Origin of the sequence: Methylobacterium iners, assembly GCF_022179305.1 — a bacterium.
Classification (GTDB): Bacteria; Pseudomonadota; Alphaproteobacteria; order Rhizobiales; family Beijerinckiaceae; genus Methylobacterium; species Methylobacterium iners.
In genome coordinates this window covers 42,854-60,694 of record NZ_BPQP01000032.1, presented here as the reverse complement: position 1 = coordinate 60,694, position 17,841 = coordinate 42,854, and the positions used below count along the sequence as shown (strand labels likewise).

The 17,841-nt window shown below is 62.6% G+C and carries 16 protein-coding genes and 1 tRNA gene; 12 read left to right on the top strand and 5 right to left on the bottom strand.

Annotated features, from left to right (window positions below; genetic code table 11):
• Positions 1–56 precede the first annotated feature (56 nt).
• Complete coding sequence (locus tag MFF55_RS11270) at positions 57–1,358, top strand: YeaH/YhbH family protein (protein WP_238244183.1); 1,302 nt, start codon at positions 57–59, stop codon at positions 1,356–1,358.
• Entirely contained in the window at positions 1,355–2,914 is a 1,560-nt protein-coding gene (locus MFF55_RS11265) for a SpoVR family protein (protein ID WP_238244182.1), read from the top strand. The genes MFF55_RS11270 and MFF55_RS11265 overlap by 4 nt, the downstream gene beginning before the upstream one ends.
• Here MFF55_RS11265 and MFF55_RS11260 read toward each other — a convergent pair whose 3' ends face one another.
• From MFF55_RS11260 to MFF55_RS11250, 3 genes are all read right to left on the bottom strand, one after another.
• Positions 2,915–4,261 carry a DUF5722 domain-containing protein gene (locus tag MFF55_RS11260; RefSeq protein ID WP_238244181.1) on the bottom strand — a complete coding sequence of 449 codons (1,347 nt, stop codon included), beginning with the start codon at positions 4,259–4,261 and terminating at the stop codon, positions 2,915–2,917.
• A 1,664-nt stretch (positions 4,262–5,925) separates the two neighbouring features.
• Positions 5,926–6,444 carry a hypothetical protein gene (locus tag MFF55_RS11255; RefSeq protein WP_238244180.1) on the bottom strand — a complete coding sequence of 173 codons (519 nt, stop codon included), beginning with the start codon at positions 6,442–6,444 and terminating at the stop codon, positions 5,926–5,928.
• 65 nt (positions 6,445–6,509) lie between these two features.
• Positions 6,510–6,920, bottom strand: coding sequence for a hypothetical protein (locus tag MFF55_RS11250; protein WP_238244179.1), 411 nt, complete (start codon positions 6,918–6,920; stop codon positions 6,510–6,512).
• A gap of 592 nt (positions 6,921–7,512) precedes the next feature.
• Here MFF55_RS11250 and MFF55_RS11245 point away from each other — a divergent pair.
• The 7 genes from MFF55_RS11245 (at position 7,513) to MFF55_RS11225 (ending at position 12,925) form a co-directional block, all read left to right on the top strand.
• Positions 7,513–7,686, top strand: a complete 174-nt coding sequence (locus MFF55_RS11245) for a hypothetical protein (RefSeq protein ID WP_238244178.1) — start codon at positions 7,513–7,515, stop codon at positions 7,684–7,686.
• Between the two features lie 195 nt (positions 7,687–7,881).
• Complete coding sequence (locus MFF55_RS11240) at positions 7,882–8,145, top strand: DUF6894 family protein (RefSeq protein WP_238244177.1); 264 nt, start codon at positions 7,882–7,884, stop codon at positions 8,143–8,145.
• A 72-nt stretch (positions 8,146–8,217) separates the two neighbouring features.
• Positions 8,218–8,391 (top strand): hypothetical protein, encoded by a 174-nt coding sequence (locus tag MFF55_RS11235; RefSeq protein WP_238244176.1) that lies wholly within the window; start codon positions 8,218–8,220, stop codon positions 8,389–8,391.
• A gap of 11 nt (positions 8,392–8,402) precedes the next feature.
• The gene (locus MFF55_RS26805; protein ID WP_283206729.1) at positions 8,403–8,525 is read left to right on the top strand and encodes a hypothetical protein; all 123 of its coding nucleotides are present in this window, start codon (positions 8,403–8,405) and stop codon (positions 8,523–8,525) included.
• Positions 8,526–10,180: 1,655 nt separating this feature from the next.
• The gene (locus tag MFF55_RS11230) at positions 10,181–10,546 is read left to right on the top strand and encodes a hypothetical protein (protein WP_238244175.1); all 366 of its coding nucleotides are present in this window, start codon (positions 10,181–10,183) and stop codon (positions 10,544–10,546) included.
• Between the two features lie 33 nt (positions 10,547–10,579).
• Positions 10,580–10,771 carry a helix-turn-helix domain-containing protein gene (locus MFF55_RS27130; RefSeq protein WP_373874788.1) on the top strand — a complete coding sequence of 64 codons (192 nt, stop codon included), beginning with the start codon at positions 10,580–10,582 and terminating at the stop codon, positions 10,769–10,771.
• 1,839 nt (positions 10,772–12,610) lie between these two features.
• Positions 12,611–12,925: a hypothetical protein gene (locus MFF55_RS11225; protein WP_238244174.1), complete on the top strand. Its 315-nt coding sequence runs from the start codon at positions 12,611–12,613 to the stop codon at positions 12,923–12,925.
• A 28-nt stretch (positions 12,926–12,953) separates the two neighbouring features.
• Here the strand turns inward: MFF55_RS11225 and MFF55_RS11220 are convergent, their stop codons facing one another.
• On the bottom strand, positions 12,954–13,250 hold the full coding sequence (locus tag MFF55_RS11220) for a hypothetical protein (protein ID WP_238244173.1): 297 nt from the start codon (positions 13,248–13,250) through the stop codon (positions 12,954–12,956).
• 495 nt (positions 13,251–13,745) lie between these two features.
• Here MFF55_RS11220 and MFF55_RS11215 point away from each other — a divergent pair, with 495 nt between their 5' ends.
• Positions 13,746–14,750: a hypothetical protein gene (locus MFF55_RS11215; RefSeq protein ID WP_238244172.1), complete on the top strand. Its 1,005-nt coding sequence runs from the start codon at positions 13,746–13,748 to the stop codon at positions 14,748–14,750.
• Positions 14,751–15,468: 718 nt separating this feature from the next.
• Here MFF55_RS11215 and MFF55_RS11210 read toward each other — a convergent pair.
• Positions 15,469–15,546 (bottom strand) — tRNA-Ala (locus tag MFF55_RS11210).
• A gap of 415 nt (positions 15,547–15,961) precedes the next feature.
• On the opposite strand from MFF55_RS11210, the gene MFF55_RS26800 reads away from it, so the two are divergent.
• Both MFF55_RS26800 and MFF55_RS26795 read left to right on the top strand, forming a co-directional pair.
• Positions 15,962–16,096 carry a hypothetical protein gene (locus tag MFF55_RS26800; protein ID WP_283206728.1) on the top strand — a complete coding sequence of 45 codons (135 nt, stop codon included), beginning with the start codon at positions 15,962–15,964 and terminating at the stop codon, positions 16,094–16,096.
• Between the two features lie 905 nt (positions 16,097–17,001).
• Positions 17,002–17,136, top strand: a complete 135-nt coding sequence (locus MFF55_RS26795; protein ID WP_283206727.1) for a hypothetical protein — start codon at positions 17,002–17,004, stop codon at positions 17,134–17,136.
• The last annotated feature ends 705 nt before the right edge of the window (positions 17,137–17,841 follow it).

The window sequence follows — 17,841 nt, the reverse complement described above, 5'->3', positions numbered from 1 at the left end:
TGGTCGGCCCGGCCGGTCGAACCCGTCGAGTATGAGTGCGAGGGCGAAGAGACCGGATGCACATCGTCGATCGTCGGCTCAACCCGGGGGGCAAGAGCCTTCCCAACCGCCAGCGCTTCCTGCGCCGGGTCAAGGACGTGGCCCAGCGCGCCGTGCGCGAATCCGCTCGCGAGAAGGACATCAAGGACCTCGGCAAGGACGGCCGCGTCACGGTCCCCGCGGACGGCGTGCGCGAGCCGCGCTTCAGCCGCCAGCCCGGCACCGGCCTTCAGGATCACATCCTGCCCGGCAACAAGACCTACGTGGAGGGCGACCGCATCGAGCGCCCGCCGGGCGGCGGAGGCGGCAGCGGCTCGGGCGAGGGCGGGGAGGGCTCCGAGAACAGCGAGGACGCCTTCCGCTTCGTCCTGACCCGCGAGGAGTTCCTCGAGCTCTTCCTCGAGGACCTCGAATTGCCGGACCTCGCCAAGCGCCGCCTCGCGGTGGTCGAGACTGAGGGCCTGCGGCGGGCCGGCTACACCGTCTCGGGGTCGCCCGCGAACCTCGCCTTGACGCGCACGCTGCGCAACTCGATGTCGCGGCGCATCGCCTTGAAGCGGCCGAAGCCGGACGAGATTGCCGAGCTGGAGGCGCGGATCGCGGAGGCCCGCGAGGGCGATCCGGCACTGCCCGACCTTCGCTTGGCGCTTGAGGCCCTTCGGGAGCGCTCGAAGCGCATTCCCTACGTCGACCCGATCGACCTGCGCTACCGCCGCTTCGAGCCCTATCCGCGTCCCGTGGCCCAGGCGGTGATGTTCTGCCTCATGGACGTGTCCGGCTCGATGACCGAGCACATGAAGGACCTCGCCAAGCGCTTCTACATCCTGCTGCACATCTTCCTGACGCGCCGCTATCGGCACGTCGAGATCGTCTTCATCCGCCACACCGACAAGGCGACCGAGGTCGACGAGGAGACCTTCTTCGGCTCCCGCGAGACCGGCGGCACGCTGGTCTCCTCGGCGCTCGTCGAGATGAAGCGGGTGATCACCGAGCGCTACGACCCGAACGACTGGAACATCTACGCGGCGCAGGCCTCGGACGGCGACAACGTGTCGAGCGACGGGCCGACCTCCACCGAGCTCCTGCGGGCGCATATCCTGCCGGCCTGCCAGCACTTCGCCTATCTGGAGGTCGGCGACGAGAACGGCCCCCGCGCCGGCTTCGTTGAGCACCGCACCACCCTCTGGCGGACCTACGAGGCCCTGGCGAAGACCGGCGCGCCCATTGCCATGCGCAAGGTCAACCACCGCCGCGAGATCTACCCCGTGTTCCGCGAGCTCTTCGGCCGCAAGGACGCGCGGGCGGAGGCGGAGGCATGACGCGCACCAAGACGCAGAAGGTCGCCGGCGCGGTGCAGCCGCTCTTCACGGGCAACGACTGGGATTTCGACACGATCCGTCGCATCCACGACGCCTGCGAGGCGGAGGCCGCGGCACTCGGCCTGTCCTGGTACCCCAACCAGATCGAGATCATCACGGCCGAGCAGATGCTCGACGCCTATGCGTCGATCGGCATGCCGCTGTTCTACAAGCACTGGTCGTTCGGCAAGCACTTCGCCCAGCACGAGGCTGGCTACCGACGCGGCCTGATGGGGCTCGCCTACGAGATCGTCATCAATTCCGATCCGTGCATCTCCTACGTCATGGAGGAGAACACGGCGACGATGCAGACGCTCGTCATCGCCCACGCCGCCTTCGGCCACAACCACTTCTTCAAGAACAACTACCTGTTCAAGCAGTGGACCGACGCCGAGGGCATCCTCGACTACCTCGACTTCGCCAAGGGCTTCATCACCCGCTGCGAGGAACGCTACGGCCATCAGGCGGTCGAGCAGGTGCTCGACGCCGCCCACGCCCTCATGAGCCAGGGCGTCCACCGCTACCCGCGCAAGAAGCGGCCGGACCTGGCCTCCGAGCAGAGGCGCGAGCGCGAGCGCCTGGAGCACGGCGAGCAGATCTACAACGACCTCTGGCGCACCCTGCCGCAGAAGGTGGCCGGCGTCCGGCCGGACGTGGCGGCCGAGCGGCGCCGGGCGCTCCTCGAACTGCCGCAGGAGAACATCCTCTACTTCCTGGAGAAGGCGGCGCCGCGCCTGCGGCCCTGGCAGCGCGAGATCCTGCGCATCGTCCGCCTCGTGGCGCAGTACTTCTACCCGCAGCGCCAGACCAAGGTGATGAACGAGGGCTGCGCCACCTACGTGCATTACCGCATCATGAACGCGCTCTCCGAGAAGGGCCTGATCGGCGAGGCCGCTTATCTCGAGTTCCTGCAATCCCACACGAACGTCATCCGCCAGCCGAACTACAACGAGCGCTCCTACGGTGGCCACAACCCCTACGCCATCGGCTTCGCGATGATGCAGGACATCGCCCGCATCGTGGAGACGCCGACGGACGAGGACCGAGCCTGGTTCCCCGAGATCGCCGGCACGGGCGATGCCATGGCGACGCTGCGCGACATCTGGGCGAATTATCGCGACGAGAGCTTCATCGCGCAGTTCCTGTCGCCGAAGCTGATGCGCGACATGCGCCTGTTCCACGTCGTCGACGATCCCGAGGAGCCGGAGCTGCGCGTCGAGGCCATCCACGACGAGCGCGGCTATCGCCGGATGCGCCGCTCCTTCGCGCGCCAGTACGACGTCGCCTGGCTCGACCCCGACATCGAGGTCATCGACGTCGACCTCGAAGGTGACCGGCGCCTGAACCTGCATCACAGGGCGCTGAACCGCATCACCCTGCAGAAGGACGACGCGCGGCGCGTGCTCCAGCACCTCGCCGACCTCTGGGGCTACGATGCCGTCCTGCGGGAGATCGATCCGGAGAGCGAGGACGTGCTCGCCGAGCATGTCGCGAGCGCGCGGCCGGTCTTCTTCTGATCAGGGGGCGCTGCAGCCCAACCCATGCGACCGGCAGCAGTAATGCCCGTCGCTGCGGCCCCAGGCCTTCGCGTCGAAGGTCGCCAGGTAGGCCGCGCCGGTCGGCACCCCCTCGATGCCGTCGAGGTCGGCCGGCAGGTCGTGGGGAAGCAGGCCGAAGAACATGCCCTGCGACGAGGTCGCGCCCGGCGACGCCTCGTCCGGCTCGATCGACTGAAAGTAGTTGTGTGCCTGGACGACGAGGCTCGGCAGCCGCATCGCCGCATCGTGCGCGCGGCAGATCTGCTCGGCCTGTCCCGTGCGCCCGCCGGACTCCCGCAGGCCCCAGCCCTGCTCGGAGGCGATGAGGCGCATCTGCGGCCGGACCTCCGGGTGGGTCACGCCGCGTGCACGCAGTTGCGCCTCCTGAAACGCGGCGACGACCCCGAGATTGGCGAAGGTGTAATGGCCGGGCGGGGCGGGCCGGTTCACGCGGCCATAGGGATGGACGGCGACGCTCCAGCTGTAATCCGTGCCGAGCCGGTCCCACAGCCCTTCGAGAAGCCGGCGGCTGCCGATGTGGCCCGGCCGCAGGCCGCTTGCCCAGAGCGGGTCCGTGCTCACGTAGAGGAGGGCGGCGCGTTGATGGCGTGCGAGGGCCGCATGGGCGCGCTTGAGCATCGCCGCATAGGCATCGATCCGCCGCTCGATGCCTTCGGGGGAGAGATCGTCCTTCGGCAGGGCAGGCGAGAGGTCGAACCATTCGGGCGCGGCGTTCTCGTTCCAGAGGATGAAGTGCGAGAGCTTGCCGGCCCCGCCGCCACGCCAGCGCGAGGCGACGAGGTTGATGTAATCCTCGAAATCGTCCAGGGCGTCCGGCCTCGGCGCGCTGGATTGCTTGCCGATCGCGCCCGGACTGCCCTCGCAGCCAGGGTCGCGGTACAGCGCCGGCGAGGACCAGAGCACCGCGCCGGACTGGATGCCGAGCGCCTCATGCTCGCGGAACATCGCGTCGTAGACCGCGATCCTGCCGGCATCGATGCAGTGGAAGCGGTGGAACCCGAGGCGGAGCCGCTCGGCTTCCGAGGACGGCTCCATGCGGTGTCCCTCCGGGCAGGCGAGCGGCGCCGTGCCTGACGGGACGCCCGCCGATTCGAGATCGGACCAGAACAGGTTGACCTGGACGTAGCCGGCCCCGAAGCGCGCCAGCCGGCGCGTGCGCTCGGCGAGAACTGCGGCGGGCAGATCCGTCCGGAACTCCATGACGCCCTGCTTGGACGGGGGCGGAACGAACCCGTCCGAGAAAAAGGCCGCCCGCGCGGGGAAAGCCGTTAGCAGGAGCAACGCGCTCCACATCGCCCGCGTCATGATCCGCTCTACTCTCCCCGGGACGTTTAGCGGATCGGGTCCGAGTACGATACCACGCTGCTGGCGCGGCACCGGTCAGCACGTGAACTCAATACCGGTCTCGCGACTTATCTGCTGCAGGGCGGCCCCGCCGCCGATTCCAACAGGAGCGTGACCATGAGCTTCTTGCTCTTCCTGGTGTTCGTCGGTCCGTACCTCGCGCTCGCGGTCCTGGACTACCTGGCGCTCAAGAGATCCCAGCCGCTCTGAGGGCGACGTCTTCCGTCGTGGATCCGGCCTGGCGATGGTCGCCTTGAGGCGTCTGTGATCCGGACGGGAGGTCCGTGAGGTATCGGCCTTAATGGTCGGAGCGGGATCCCGGACGTCATTGCTGCACTCCAGGACGCTCAGCGTGTCGCCCGAGGTCTTAGCCTTGTTTCTGGCGATCGGGAGTGACCCAGCGAAACGCTTGAGCTGTCGAGTGCAGCGCAGAATCATCGGGCAGTGACGCCAGACCGCAGGATGGGCGTTGCACCCACGGCGTTGGCCATCGTTCGCATGATGGAGCTGAGCAAATAAACGAGGGCACATTGGACATGGCCCGCCGGGTTGCTAGCGGATGGGAGCTAGCGTGCGCTACACCGAGCACCTGCAGGCGAAGGGTTACCGGAAATGAGTGTAGCCGCAGAGCCGCGATGCCAAGCTCTGGCTGAGGTGCATCGTCTGACAAGTGCGCTCACCGATCGCTTGCTCCATGCGCACATGATGGGTGCGGACATCACCCAGCAGCAGATTCAAGCCCTTGCGAAGGCCGCAGAACTCCTTCGAGAGTACGGGGAGCCCTGGCCTCCAATGCTCACGCAAGCCCTGCACGAGCTGATTGATGCCGATCGGGAGGGCGACGCCGCGCCTGCGACAGACCAACCCGCGGACGAAGGTGGCATCAAGGGCTTTCTCGCTCGAGCGCGCCGACGGATGGGCTGAAGCCTCCGGCGTTGAGCTCATGCCGACAACGGCGACGGGCGCGGAGATATGGCTGCGGAAATTGTGAAACAGTCAGATATCCTGACACTGGCACGTGCCCTGCAAGGCGATCTTCGGTCCCCCAGACCACCACCTTGACTTTTCAGTTCCGCCGGCAACAGCCGCGCGGGGCCTCTCTTTGCGGATCAGTTAGACGCCACTCGCTGATACGGAAGCCTCCTTCCTATGGCGACCTGGACAGGCCTTGCCGCTGACGGTTCCCCTTACTTCGACGCGGCGGGGCGTTCGTTGCCAATCCGCGAAGGCGGAAACTCACCCATGATCTGGGTCGCTTAATTGGGGAGTAAATGTAAGGGCCTGTCTACCGGCCTCTGTCCTACGAGTCTGCCAGTAGTGCCCGCCATTGGGTCCCGGCACGATGCTGAGGGCAGAATAGCCCCGTCGCCGTTCACGCATTTCCACGAACCCTCGTTCCACAAGGCGCAGGAACACAGTTCCCGCATGCCACTCCTCAGGCATGCCCCGCCAATCGTCGGGCGTACCCCGGAGTAGGTTGCGTTGAAGCGGGGTCAGTGGTCCCATGTCTCAGCCCTCGATCTCCTTGGCGTTCGGCGAAGGGGGTGGCGGCAAACACAGCCTCCTTGTTGTGAGGCCACACTTCGTGGATCTTGCTCGGCAAACCCGCCGAGAGCTCCGAGTGATCATGCTTGGGACTGCAGAACCTCCTCGTTCAGAATGTCTCGACTGAGAAGCTCCTGCTCGATCTTGAGGCAGGCATACAGGCGGCGCAGCCAGATCTGGGCTTCTCGCTCGCTTGCTTCCGCCGTTTGCGCCCGTTCCTCGGCTTGCTGCGCTCGCTCTTGCGCCAATCGCAAGCTCGCATCAGCCCGATCGGCCCGCAAGCAGGCCTCGTACGCCTGGGCTTCGGCAGCCTCGGCACGCCGTTCAGCGCTCTCCGCCTGCAGGACGGTGCGCTGAATGAGGGAACGCGATTGCTGTACAATCTCCCTCGCTCGGTGCCGTTCACGACGGACCTGCGCGCCCACATCGCGGATCAGCTGGATTGCACCCGGCCAGTCCGGGTCCAGCTGGTCCGAATGGGCGTCAAATCCCTCCAGCTCAGCAAAGAGGGGAACGACATTCTGCGAGGAGGCTGCGTCCGGCGCGGTCCATAAGGCCGGCGGCGAACTTCCCACGCCTGCGGAGGAGGTCGTGCTCATCTGGGCCGCAGGCTCCTCAGCATCATCGGGGTGGTCGGGCACCGAGCTGGGAAGACGCGGCGCCATCAGGCGACTGGCTTGTTGCCGGGCTCGACCACGAACTCCTGCGAGATCGTGTCGTGGACCCGCGCCAGCCACTCCTCGGCGACGCGAGCGCGCTCCTCAGCCGCCGTCACGCGCTCGTCGGCCGCCTTCAGCAGCTTTTCAGTGCGGGCCTGCATCTCAGCGGCACGCGCATCGGCGGCACGAACCTGCTCAGCTGCGGCCTGAATGTCCTCCCGGGCACGATCCAAGAGGTCCTGAACGCGCAGCTCCTGTTCATGCGCCTGCGCCTCGATCTCACGGCTGCGCGCAGCAGCCTCACGGATGCGGTCGATCAGCTTCGTCCAATCGCGTGCTGAGGACCGGCCGGTCGGGGGTGGTGCTTGGCTCTCCAGCTCATCGAAGGAACCCACCAACCGCAGGACGTTGCTCAAGCTGTTGTTCCCGGCCACGACTTCCTCGGTGCCACGATCAATGAGCTGAGAGGGGCGCCCAGAGGTGAGGTCCCAGGGCAGGCGCTTGTTCGGGTCCATGTCACGACTGCCCCGCCAGCGTCACAGCGGACGCACTACTCGCGGATGTGGCGAGAGGATCCAGAAACAAAATTCCCGTGTCAAATTCACTGTATTGCTTTATGTAAATTCTGATGCCTTTGTGGTTGCTTGCTGCTGATTTATCACACTGTCGGAAGTCGGTGTTCCCGTCGAGCAGGTCGGTTGTAATCGCCGGATTATCTCTGCAGATCTTCGATGTTGGCAGGGTCAGGCTTGGCCCCTACGGCTCACGCGAGGGGCCGCAATGGCGCCATAAGCATCGTACCTGTGCTGAGTGAGGATAGGCATCACCGTCGTTGGCATGCGGTACAGACATGCTGCGCCCCTGACTATTCAGCACCAGCCTGCTGCGTGGACCTTAAAGGGCGCTGCCATGCCCTGCGGCCCTCATTGGGCGTCGTATTGGAGTCCGCAGCCTCGGTCTGCAAATTGGTGCGGAGCCACATGGCAAGGATCACGTTGGTCGACCATAATGGCGGTGCTCGGGCTCCTAGTTGTCGGATACGCGCTCTGCGAGGCCGGTGGGCTCCTCGTTGGTTGGTCGCGAACCGACGTCGTTCGTCGCTCCGGTGCCTTCGCCCAGCTCACGGGTGTCATGCTCGGCACCACGGCGATGCTCCTGGCTCTCAGCCGCCTGATCGATTGACGGCTATTGCGGCTCCGCCTGGCCAAGAGCCGACCCGCAGGGCTTGGTTGACGAAGAGCGTACGCGCTCGCGCCCTTCGCAACACGACCGGACGCGCTTTCGCACCCTCGGAGCCGAATTGACCGCGGGGCTTGCTGAACGTTAGGGCGGCAGGTCCCTGCCTCACGACAGCGTGGCTCCGTCACGGAGAATCTGATGCCGCGCTACTTCATCGACACGAGCGACGGCAAGTTCGAGGCACGGGACGAGGAAGGTCTCGACCTGCCCAGTATAGAGGCCGCGCGTCGCGAGGTCGTGACAGTCCTTCGCCAGATGGGCAGCCATAGCCTCGACGGAGACGTAAGAAGCCAGATTACCTGCAGCGTGCGCGACGAGGCAGGCACTGTTCTGTTCGAGGCGGTTCTGGTGCTGTCTCAGTTCTGGATGGTCAGGCCGCCATCAATCCCCCGGCGTGTGTAGGAGCCGGGACGCCGAAGCGGTTCTAAGTTTGGGGTACAAGCGACACGCCAGCACGGTCAGGGGCCGGCAGCCATGAACGGACGCGATCGTCAGCTTGGATGGATTGGTGCTCTCGGTGGCCTTGTCGGCATCATCATCATGAACGTCGCGCCGTTTCATGATTTGCTGCCGGTCAATCGCACCCTGATCGCCCTGATCTGCGGCCTGATGTTCGTCTGGGCACTGGCGTCTTTCACGAGATCCTGAGGCGATAAGCTATGACCCAGGACAAGGGCCCCAAGGTGCCTCGTCTTCCACTGGACTGGCGGGTCTGCGCCGAGGCGACGGCACGTAATCTCGGCCTGACGAAGCCGCTCGAGGAATTGCCGGCCGAGCACTGACAGAAGGTTCTGACCGGCGTTGAGCTGAAGATGCGCCTCAAAGGCAGCGTGGTTCCGGACCACTGGCAGGCCTCGCTTGCCGCGGAGGTCGGCCGTATCGACAGATGAAGCGGCACATGTTGCAGGCCGAGGTCGGTTCCTGACACTGTGGGCTCATCACTCAGAGGCCAGCCAAATGCCCGTGTCTGTCCGGCACCTTCGTCCGCTCCAAGGAGCGAACGAGGGCCGTCAACGATCACGAGGTCAGAGGTCCCGTAGAAGCTGGGCACCAGTTCCGACCTCCCTGCGGGTGCTCGGCGCGAGGCTGACACCACCGCCCCGATCAGAACACACCAACTCAGGTCTGTGGGCGTCGCCGGTACGCTCCTCAAATCCGCTCCACGCGAGCATCAGGCCAGCACTGAGGAGCCAGAGGCCCAGCAGCCCCTGCTCCTGAGGCGTAAAAAGCGAAAGCACGCTCGCCAGTTACACTAGCTTGCGTACCGGAATGAGGAGTCGTCGCTGGCCCACTCGTACTGGCTAGGTGCCAAGCTGAGTACGCCCTCTGCATCATCTAGGGCATCCAGCAGGGAGCCAAAAGCCTCCTCGACGGGTTCATGGAACGTATCTGCGAACTGATCCCGCAGGTCATAACCAATCTTTGTTAATACCAGTAGCGATCTGAAGCCAAAATGTTGCATAATAGACATCCTGAATATGCACTATAGCCTCGTAGAGCATCTTCAGATCGATCCATTGGGATTAAGAACAGGTTAATGAGCGTGCCCAGATTGTTGGCATTGATCTATGTCATTCAATGCTCAGGCTCCTCCCTGCAACGCTAGATCGCTGTACAAACTAAGCTCACGCTCGTGGAAGGTCGACCGGACGCAACTTGCAGCCGCATCTGTCCAGTCGGCGTCTCTCACATTCTTGATCGCAGGCAAAAAGCGGGCTGATCCACGTGCGAGCGCGATTTTTTGCTATGTTCCCGATGCACCGCGAGCATCAGTCCGACTACCTGCCTGCTATGGGAGCAGCAGGCAGGCTGTCGCAAAAGCGAACTGAAGAAACACGAGCGCGGCGATGATCCTGCGTGAGATGCGGTCATCGTGCGTGCGGAAATCCATATTTGTGATGCGCGGCATGACCAGCCCAACCAAGAATTAAAGGATGGCCGATTCGCCGGGCGCTCACGTTAACGTGAAGCATCCAGTTCGCCGCAGTCAGGCCCTCTTCGGCGAAATCGGGGCAGGCCTGAAGTCACTGGGGCGAGTACACCAGCGTGGCGATGTGGTCTGCAGCTAGCCCTTCTTGCCTTGTTTGTAGCTCTTGATTGCACCTTGGCAGCCCGGCGACAGCTTGGACATGTTCTTCTCAAAGCACGCCTGAACCTCGGGGCTGTCTTCTAGGAGAGATCGACGCAGAAGGTCGTGAAGTCACTCGTGCATTGCTGTTGCAGGGTGGCTTTCTTGTCTGCTCCTATCGGCGCTCCAGCCGCGGTGCCTGCGGCGGTTGTGGCGAGGGCAAAAGCCGCCGCTAAGCGTAACAAAATGGTCCTGCTCCTGAGTCATCCCGCCGATGTGAGCCAGAGAGAACGAGCTGCAGATCAGGAAGGCTAAGCGCGGATGTGAGCCCTCGATGGAAAGACCCAGGAACCTTGAGACAGTAATCCGATGACACCAGAGCTACGCCACGAGCTTGTCAGCAGGCGGGTCGAGGGCATCGACGCTGCGCTGCTCCAGGTCGGCTTGGGGCGAGATGCAAAGGACGCTGCCCTGACCATCCGTGCACACCTGATCGATCTACTCAGCTTGCTCGACCGCAACCCTGGCCTGGATGCGGCGGCCGATGACCTGCAGAGGAGCGTTCACGACGTGATGGAGGCGGGTGCCCGCGGTAAGGTTGAGGATCGGCAACTCAGGTTGCTCAGCAAGGCCTACGAGCGCTTCCAAAGCCGGCTTGAGGCTATCGGCATTATTGCCGCTGCATGCCAGAACAGCGATGGATCGGGTGCAGGCCTGGGAAGGTCCGAGACGTGACGCCTGAGCGGTGCCAGGAAGCGAGAGCCCTGATTGGGTTGGTCGAGAAAAGACCTCGCTCAAGCTGCCCTAATCAGCTCCAGCACCCTTCATCGCTTCGAGAAAGGTGAAGGCTTACCGAACGATGGATTGCTGATCGACGTCCGACAGGCTTTTGAGGCCGCCAGCATCAAGTCCATCCCGGAAAACCGTGGTGAGCTAGAGGTAGAAGTAAGGGAGCCTTGAACTATCCCCATCGGCGCGGGTTGAGCGCACATCCCAACCATGAATTTCAACCCCACTGGCACCTGCCGCGCGGGGCTTTTCTTTATCTCCAGCACCAGGCACTGAGGCGTCGTTCAGGATCCTGATCCCCATCTCCCCCGGGGCCGGCCCTGGCGCTCGACTTCCCCCGATCTCCAGTGTCAGAGCCACGCAACGTTAGCCCGGCCAGATCGCCGGGCCGGGCTTGTTGCTTTTTGTTCTCGGAGCGCGCGACCGGCCGAAGTTGATGCCCTCGACCATGAGGCGGCTCACAATTCGATTGCCCTCAATAATCCTATGTTAAACTACTTAAGCGACCGCAACGGAGTGTGCGGCGGGAAACGCTACTCACGCGAGGGTGTGATGCTCATCGGCTATTCCCTATCTGGCAAGTCTCGCCCTCGTTCTTGAGCTGGTCCATCGCGCGCCTGGCATCGAGGAAAGCGAGTTCACCTAGCCGAGCAGGTAGCTCGCCAGGCTAACTGCTCCCCAGCCTAGGAAACCTGTCCAGACGACTGTCAGTACCCCACCTGCCGCCAGCAGGGCTGGGGTGAGAATGTCACGCTTAGGACGTGCTGTTTCTTCCGTGACAGCATGAGGCTGCAGGGCTTGTTCAAGCTGCATTGCGGTGCACTCCATGGTCGCTGCGGCGCAGGAACGGTGACGGTTAACAAACTGTTCCGCGCAATCAACCGAGAGCATCTGTCGTGCCATGCGCCAGCCGCGCCAGCTCTGCCGCTGAGGGGATCAAGGGTCCCCGAGCTTAACCGCAACCATGCGCAACGCGGCGCATTGGTCCTTGGTCACGAACAGCTGGAAGGCCAAATCATGATCATCGCATACATCGCCACAGCCTTAATAGGCGGAGCGGCTAGCGCTGCCTTGTTGTGGCCCGCAGGAGTGTACGAAGCCATGATTGCTGCCCCAGTCGGCGGCAGCTTGGCGACGGTGGCATTGGCAGCTTGGGTTCTGCTCCAGGGGTCGACATGGGCAACTCGGCGCGTGGCAAAGGGCAGCGCCATGGCGCACTTCTCGCCGACATGGACTGCTGTGGCTCACACCTAATCCTTCTCTGTCGTCCTGCTCTCGCACCAGAGCACGGCCGGCATCCGTCAGGAACCAGGCTGTCTCACCAGTCCGGTGCCACTTCCAACGCCCGAGTCCTTCTTCGACCAACCCGCGCGCGATCAGCACCAGCATCGCGGACGGATAGGCGCCGCGGCGCAGGCCATCGGGGTGGTGGGCGCAGGCGCGGAGGGCTTCAAGGTGGTGGCCGCGGACTTGCGCCGTCGTGGCGTCGTTGCTCACCTACCTGGTGAGGCACTCGCTCCGGTTTCAGCTTGACCGTAAATTGTGTGGCAACGGTCGCTTCATCCGACACATGCGCTGCATCGCGTATGTGCGACCGGTATATCCGCCAACTGAATTGGATGGTCACGACGATAACCTAATAGCCGAGCCAGCTTCCCGCGTGCAGCTCGGACCGCTCCACTCCGCCATAACGTGCGGACAGATAGACCTGCACTCAGGTTCGCAGGATTCGCTGGTCAAATCGAAGTTCCAGGCCCTGATTGGAGCATTCTCGCTGCTCAAGGAATACGAGCGAGCGGCTCCACTCATGCAGAGCCAGATCATGCATCAGGGTCACCGCCAGGAAGCTCCGAAAGCGTCCGAAGCACACTAAGTGGCGAAGCTTGCGGGCATTAAATGCTTTAGTTCGTTCGCCGCCTCGCCGCATTGTGCAAAAGGATCAGCAGGACTGAGGGCTGAGGCAATGCCTTGATCGTAAGGCTCAGGCGAAGTCACCCATTGGGAGCGCCATTGTCTGCTGATGAAACCACGCCCTACGTCTCAAAGGTCGGGCTGAAGGCGTTGACGCTCTCACCGCTGACTGAAACAGTCGGCGCGGATTATGTCGGCACCCTGTCGAACCGCACACAGGGCAGCACTATCACGCTCGTCAGTGTCACCTGGACCTTGGACAGCGCGAACGTGACGAGCGCCTGGATCGCGGATGGAGACAACATCCGCTACCCCAAGGCAGTGGCAGGCACCTACAACGTGCTGATCAATGAGAGCTTTCCGAACGCCGTGAACGACAACCGCCAGACTTCGCAGTCGGTCGCTATTCCGTGACCGGTTGCTAGAACTAAAACGTTTTAGTTTAATCAATGATCTTCCACACTTCGTGCGATGCTAATACCTCCTCTGCCATCGTGCGAATTGCTATATCTTGAGCTCTATAAATATCTTCCGGATCTCCCGCTGCGGTCCAAGTTGAGAAAAATTTTTTGATATCGGGCTGGCAGCTGATCGTCGACATGCGCTCCGCCATCTTTGTTCGCAACCACAGCATCAAATCACGGCGATTCACTGTTACTCCATCGACATAGAAACCTATTTCATCAAGCCATTGTGCAACGGTGAGCAATCTCGGATTATCAGGCTTATCTTGAGGCATGACCGCAAACTTGCTTTGCTCATCAAATCCAACTGAAACAAAAACTGACCATAGCCGCCCGGGTCGCTGTGATCATACTCGGCCATGAAACTCATTAACTTCGCATCGTTTAAGCCGAGATGCGACAAAAGGGATGTAGAGCTTTTCGTGTCATGTAGAAGCACACGTATAGTGACTGCCACTCGGACTGCTTCTTCGGCAAAACCTTGATCATAAAGAGCCATAGAGCGTTGCAGAAAACCTTGTTGAGCTTTTAACTGCCTTTTAAAGTCGTTCTGCACTCTTCTCTCCTTTAGTCGGTGCGCAATCTCGCGTCGTCACCTCGCCCAAGGAATATGGCCCACCAAGTTGATGCCCTAGGTCGGTCTATTCTGGCCGTGACAACGTTGCTTAATGAGCGATGCTCTCAGGCATGATTTCGTCAGCTACCTCATCCTACTATGCGGTTGGATGTGCGCCTTGCGCGTTGGCCGCTTTCTTGAAGGAAAGCTGATCATGCCCCCTGTTCTGATACAAGGCTCGCTCTCCCATCCACCGCCCGGCCCGGGGATCGTCGGCTTCACCTGGCCCAAGCCGCCACCCCGTGCGGTCTACGATCTCGGCCGTCCTCCGAAGATGGGCGGTTGGGAGGTCAAGAACGGCGAAATCTACGCTCACTTCGATGCGCTGAACGGCGCGCTGCACGACACCGGACGGGTGCTCGGCATCGCGCGACAGATCTCAGGTGTGACAATCCGAGACATCAGGGCGAGGAGTGTCGGACGCCTCATCAATATTCGAGGCATGGGCGCTTGCCTGAAGGACAGCCTGATCGAAGACGTGCGCGGCGACGAGCTGCTGCGGGGTCTCATCAACATCACGGGCGACAGCAGCGGCCTTGTCATCCGCAGGGCGACCGGCCGTGGCTTGGCTCCCGATCCCGCAGCTGGCCAGACGCCAATGCAGATCGGCATCAGCATCTCGGGCACGGCCCACGACATCCTGATCGAGGACGTGCGCTTCGAGCAGATGGGTCAGCGGCGCGAGGCAGGCAAATACTGGAACTCGGACGGCCTGACGATCGAGGGCGAGGCCTACAACATCACCATCAATCGCGCGGTTTTCCTGAATTGCACGGACGGTGGCGTCGACATCAAGGGGCGCAACATCACCCTCGGCGATCTGCGGGCCGAGCGATGCCGCCGCAACTTCCGCTTCTGGTCGTCAATCACGGCCGCGCGGCTTACCAGCATCACCCCGAGCAAGTCCGACCCGGCCAATGCCGGCACGACGGCCCAAGTCTGGGTTCAGGGCAACAACACGACCCCGCCGACCATCGTGATCGAGCATCTAATGGTGCGGGCTGAGGATGCGACCCCGATCCTGACGATTGAGAACGGGTCGGCGCAGGTCGTGGTAAAAAGCCACGACATCCAAGTGCCGGCTGGAACGCCCCTTGTACGGGGTGGCGCGCCTGGCAACCGGATCGAATGGGGGCCGCAGGGCGCTCCGAAGCTGTGATCTGGCCAGGCATCGCCGACCTCGCGTGCGCGGCCATTGTGCTGGACGAGATGGCTCGGGCGCCTGAACGGCCTGGCACGACTGAAGCGCGCCTAGCAGCCAACGCAAACGCGAGGATCCCAGGGCTTGTCCTTCCTTGAAGAGAAGAAGCCGCGTCGCGGCACGTCAGCCACCACCTGCAGCTCAGGCAAGATGGCTTCGGCTGGCTTCACAGCTGAGGAGCGAGCTGGCGAAACAAGAGGATCACCGTGAGGCGGCAGGGCTAATACACTCCCCGTGCGATCGATTTCATTGGCAAATGCCGAGCCGCACGACAATCCGATCAGAAGGGCGGTCGTCGCGAGACGTGATGCGGCCATGAAACGTGCTCCAGGCCGCTACTCGGCACCAGAAACGTTTTCTGCCGACTAATCGTTTCGATAGGGTTGCATGGCAGTCCCGACGGGAATAGGTCGGATCGTCAAGAAGCCCCTGACAAGATTGCGCGCCACGCCTCCTCGCCCGAGCCTCACCGCCGCTTCCCATAGAACCTGCGCCAGGGGTTCATCTCTTTCGCCATCCAAACCCCGACCTGAATGTAGGAGCGGCCGCGTAGCAGCGCTCGTCTGAGGCCGATGGGAGGTGTTGTAGTTAAACGGGCGGTTCCTTGGATCACGGGGAGCGGACTGCAACGAGTGGGCCAGCCCGTTAGCTCCGCTGATCATTCCACATCGCGAGTTGGAGGGCCGGGCTCGGAGTCGAACCGAGCCTGTGACGCCTTGCACGGCATCCGGGTGATCCGCTCCCCCACCGGCCCATGCTGGCTCAATATGCCCTCGAAGTTCGACGTTCCGAGTGACGTTCAGACAGCGTTACCGGACGTCTTTCGCGACCGTCGCAATTTGATCCCCGCTTGCCCGCCTTCACCGGCGACGGCTCCGATCCTCCCACATCGCGAGACGATCATGGCCGCTGCCCTCGACATTCGGCGATACGTTCAGCCTGCGGGACGCCCTGACGCAGATGCAACGCCGGATTGATGCGCTGGAGGGGCTGAAGCCCCCACGCGGGTCGCACTGAACCGAACCGGCCCAGGCCGGGTTGCCCCTACACTTCTCCTCAGAGCACCCTCAGCCCCGCCTGCATACGCTGCGCGGTGCATTTTTTCGCTTCAGACCTATGAGCGGCATCCTGCGCGGTACGTTCTGTCTTCGACGATGCGGAGAGCGGGCATGCAGACGAAGTTGATGACGCTGGCGGAGATCGCCCTGGACCGTCACATCACCGTCGAAGAGGCGAAGCATCTCGTCGACCGCAGCCATTGCCCCAGGATCTTCAAGACGGCCGGGACCTACTACCTGCTCTGAACTATTCGGATCGTCACCGCAGCGGCCCCGCCGGCATCCCAAACGATTGCAACGGCGTTTGGCCCCTGACGACCTCAGTCGGCTGCCCTTGCGGTTCGAATCGGCGCAGTGGGCGGATGAGATCGCGCTGAGCGTAGCGCGTGCCATTCCGCCTTGTAGACGAACTCAAAATCTTAACCTTACCGCTTCATCAATCACCGGGAGCCTGTTCACGGTGAGCTGAGGATCATGCAAGCACGTGCTGCTGCAGCCCTCGTGCTGAGCCTTGGGGTGATCATCGCCGCAGGAACCGCGTTCCCGGAAGATGATTCGTGGCGCTCTAGACACCCTGATCTGGCGGCACTCGAAAGGCTTGGTGAGCGTGCCAAGAAGGCCATGCATGGCTTCGTCCTGAGACCCCGGATAGCGGACGCCTATGACAATATCTGCCAAGGCTGCATGCCTACGATCAGAGCAACGTCCCTTGCTTCGGCCGAACGCGTAGTCGCTATTTCAGTGGGGCAAGAAGCTCCCGGTGCTGGTGCGAGGGTACTGCGGGCGGTCCGGTCCAAGCCCGTTTCGTTCGTATCAGGAAGGGCTGTGAAGCGGACTACTAGCTGGTGGCAGAGACGCGCCCGTCGAGCGCAGCAGCTCAAGCGTGCTGTCCGCCGCATTGTAATGCCCCGTCCTGCCGAGACCTGGGAAGATGAGCTGCGGCGTTAGTAGGCCTGACGTCCGATACGCTTCTCACACCGATTCCTCATGGAGGTACGCCGGAGAACCAATCCCACCGATGAGGGTTAAGCCCGTACCCCAAGCATCCACTTCAGCCCCGCCGGCACCCGCTGCCCGGGGCTTTTTCGTCGGCCACTGTCGAACGTCTAACGGGCCGACGCGTTTCGCACTCGACAAGCTGGAGAATGGCGATGCAGGCAAGGTGGATGACGCTGTCGGAGATCGCGCTGGATCGACACGTGACGATCGAGGAAGCGCGGCGCCTCGTGGAGCAGGGTCACTGCGCCAAAATCTTCAGGACGGCCGGGACCTACTACCTGATCTGAATCAACCGGAGCGGCCCTACCGGCATCCATCAGCAGGGCTTGTTCCTGCGGCATGAGCTAGGCATTCTCCCTTGGTCTGGGAGCTTCTTTCCTGTCGCGCCTTAGACAGGCCCTGCTGTCGGGTATCCCCCACGAGCTACGGCAGCAGGGCCACCCATTAATTACCCGGAGATTTATACCTTGAGACATGCATGTTGTTGATCAACAGAATTCTCGTAAGCGGCATTGCTATACAGCTAGTAGGCGCATGCAGTCGCCTAGCAGATGCGCCTGCTCAATATAGTGCCCTCCAACGAGGTGGTTCGAGCGACGAGGACTCTTCCCGAATCGATGCGGAAACGCCTCGGGCCACGAAGAAACAGACCATGAGGCGCCGCACGAATAACGTTCAAAGTTCTTATTTAGTTAATCCTAGCGCAGTTCTGGAAGCGTCGATTTTAGCTCGCCGCAACTGGAAGCCGCAAGATTTAGCCGGACTTGAGAGCGTGCGTCCTGCAACCGCCATGGATCAGCCTCGGAACAGGGATGTCACCGCCTTGGCTAAGGACGCGGCACCTCTAGCTCAATAAGCTCAATGCCGACACGACACAGGCCTTAAGCCCGCCCAGCATCGCTGCGGCGGGCTTCTTACTTTTTTTCCTTGAGGCACGTCACCGCGGAAAGTCGTTGCCTGTCTAGCGAGACTCGCCCTCTTCCTTGAGCTGG

Coding starts and splice junctions, on each gene's coding strand:
- MFF55_RS11270 (WP_238244183.1), top strand. CDS start 57: ATGCACATCGTCGATCGTCGGCTCAACCCGGGGGGCAAGAGCCTTCCC.
- MFF55_RS11265 (WP_238244182.1), top strand. CDS start 1,355: ATGACGCGCACCAAGACGCAGAAGGTCGCCGGCGCGGTGCAGCCGCTC.
- MFF55_RS11260 (WP_238244181.1), bottom strand. CDS start 4,261: ATGACGCGGGCGATGTGGAGCGCGTTGCTCCTGCTAACGGCTTTCCCC.
- MFF55_RS11255 (WP_238244180.1), bottom strand. CDS start 6,444: ATGAGCACGACCTCCTCCGCAGGCGTGGGAAGTTCGCCGCCGGCCTTA.
- MFF55_RS11245 (WP_238244178.1), top strand. CDS start 7,513: ATGGCGGTGCTCGGGCTCCTAGTTGTCGGATACGCGCTCTGCGAGGCC.
- MFF55_RS11240 (WP_238244177.1), top strand. CDS start 7,882: ATGCCGCGCTACTTCATCGACACGAGCGACGGCAAGTTCGAGGCACGG.
- MFF55_RS11235 (WP_238244176.1), top strand. CDS start 8,218: ATGAACGGACGCGATCGTCAGCTTGGATGGATTGGTGCTCTCGGTGGC.
- MFF55_RS26805 (WP_283206729.1), top strand. CDS start 8,403: ATGACCCAGGACAAGGGCCCCAAGGTGCCTCGTCTTCCACTGGACTGG.
- MFF55_RS11230 (WP_238244175.1), top strand. CDS start 10,181: ATGACACCAGAGCTACGCCACGAGCTTGTCAGCAGGCGGGTCGAGGGC.
- MFF55_RS11220 (WP_238244173.1), bottom strand. CDS start 13,250: ATGCCTCAAGATAAGCCTGATAATCCGAGATTGCTCACCGTTGCACAA.
- MFF55_RS11215 (WP_238244172.1), top strand. CDS start 13,746: ATGCCCCCTGTTCTGATACAAGGCTCGCTCTCCCATCCACCGCCCGGC.
- MFF55_RS26800 (WP_283206728.1), top strand. CDS start 15,962: ATGCAGACGAAGTTGATGACGCTGGCGGAGATCGCCCTGGACCGTCAC.
- MFF55_RS26795 (WP_283206727.1), top strand. CDS start 17,002: ATGCAGGCAAGGTGGATGACGCTGTCGGAGATCGCGCTGGATCGACAC.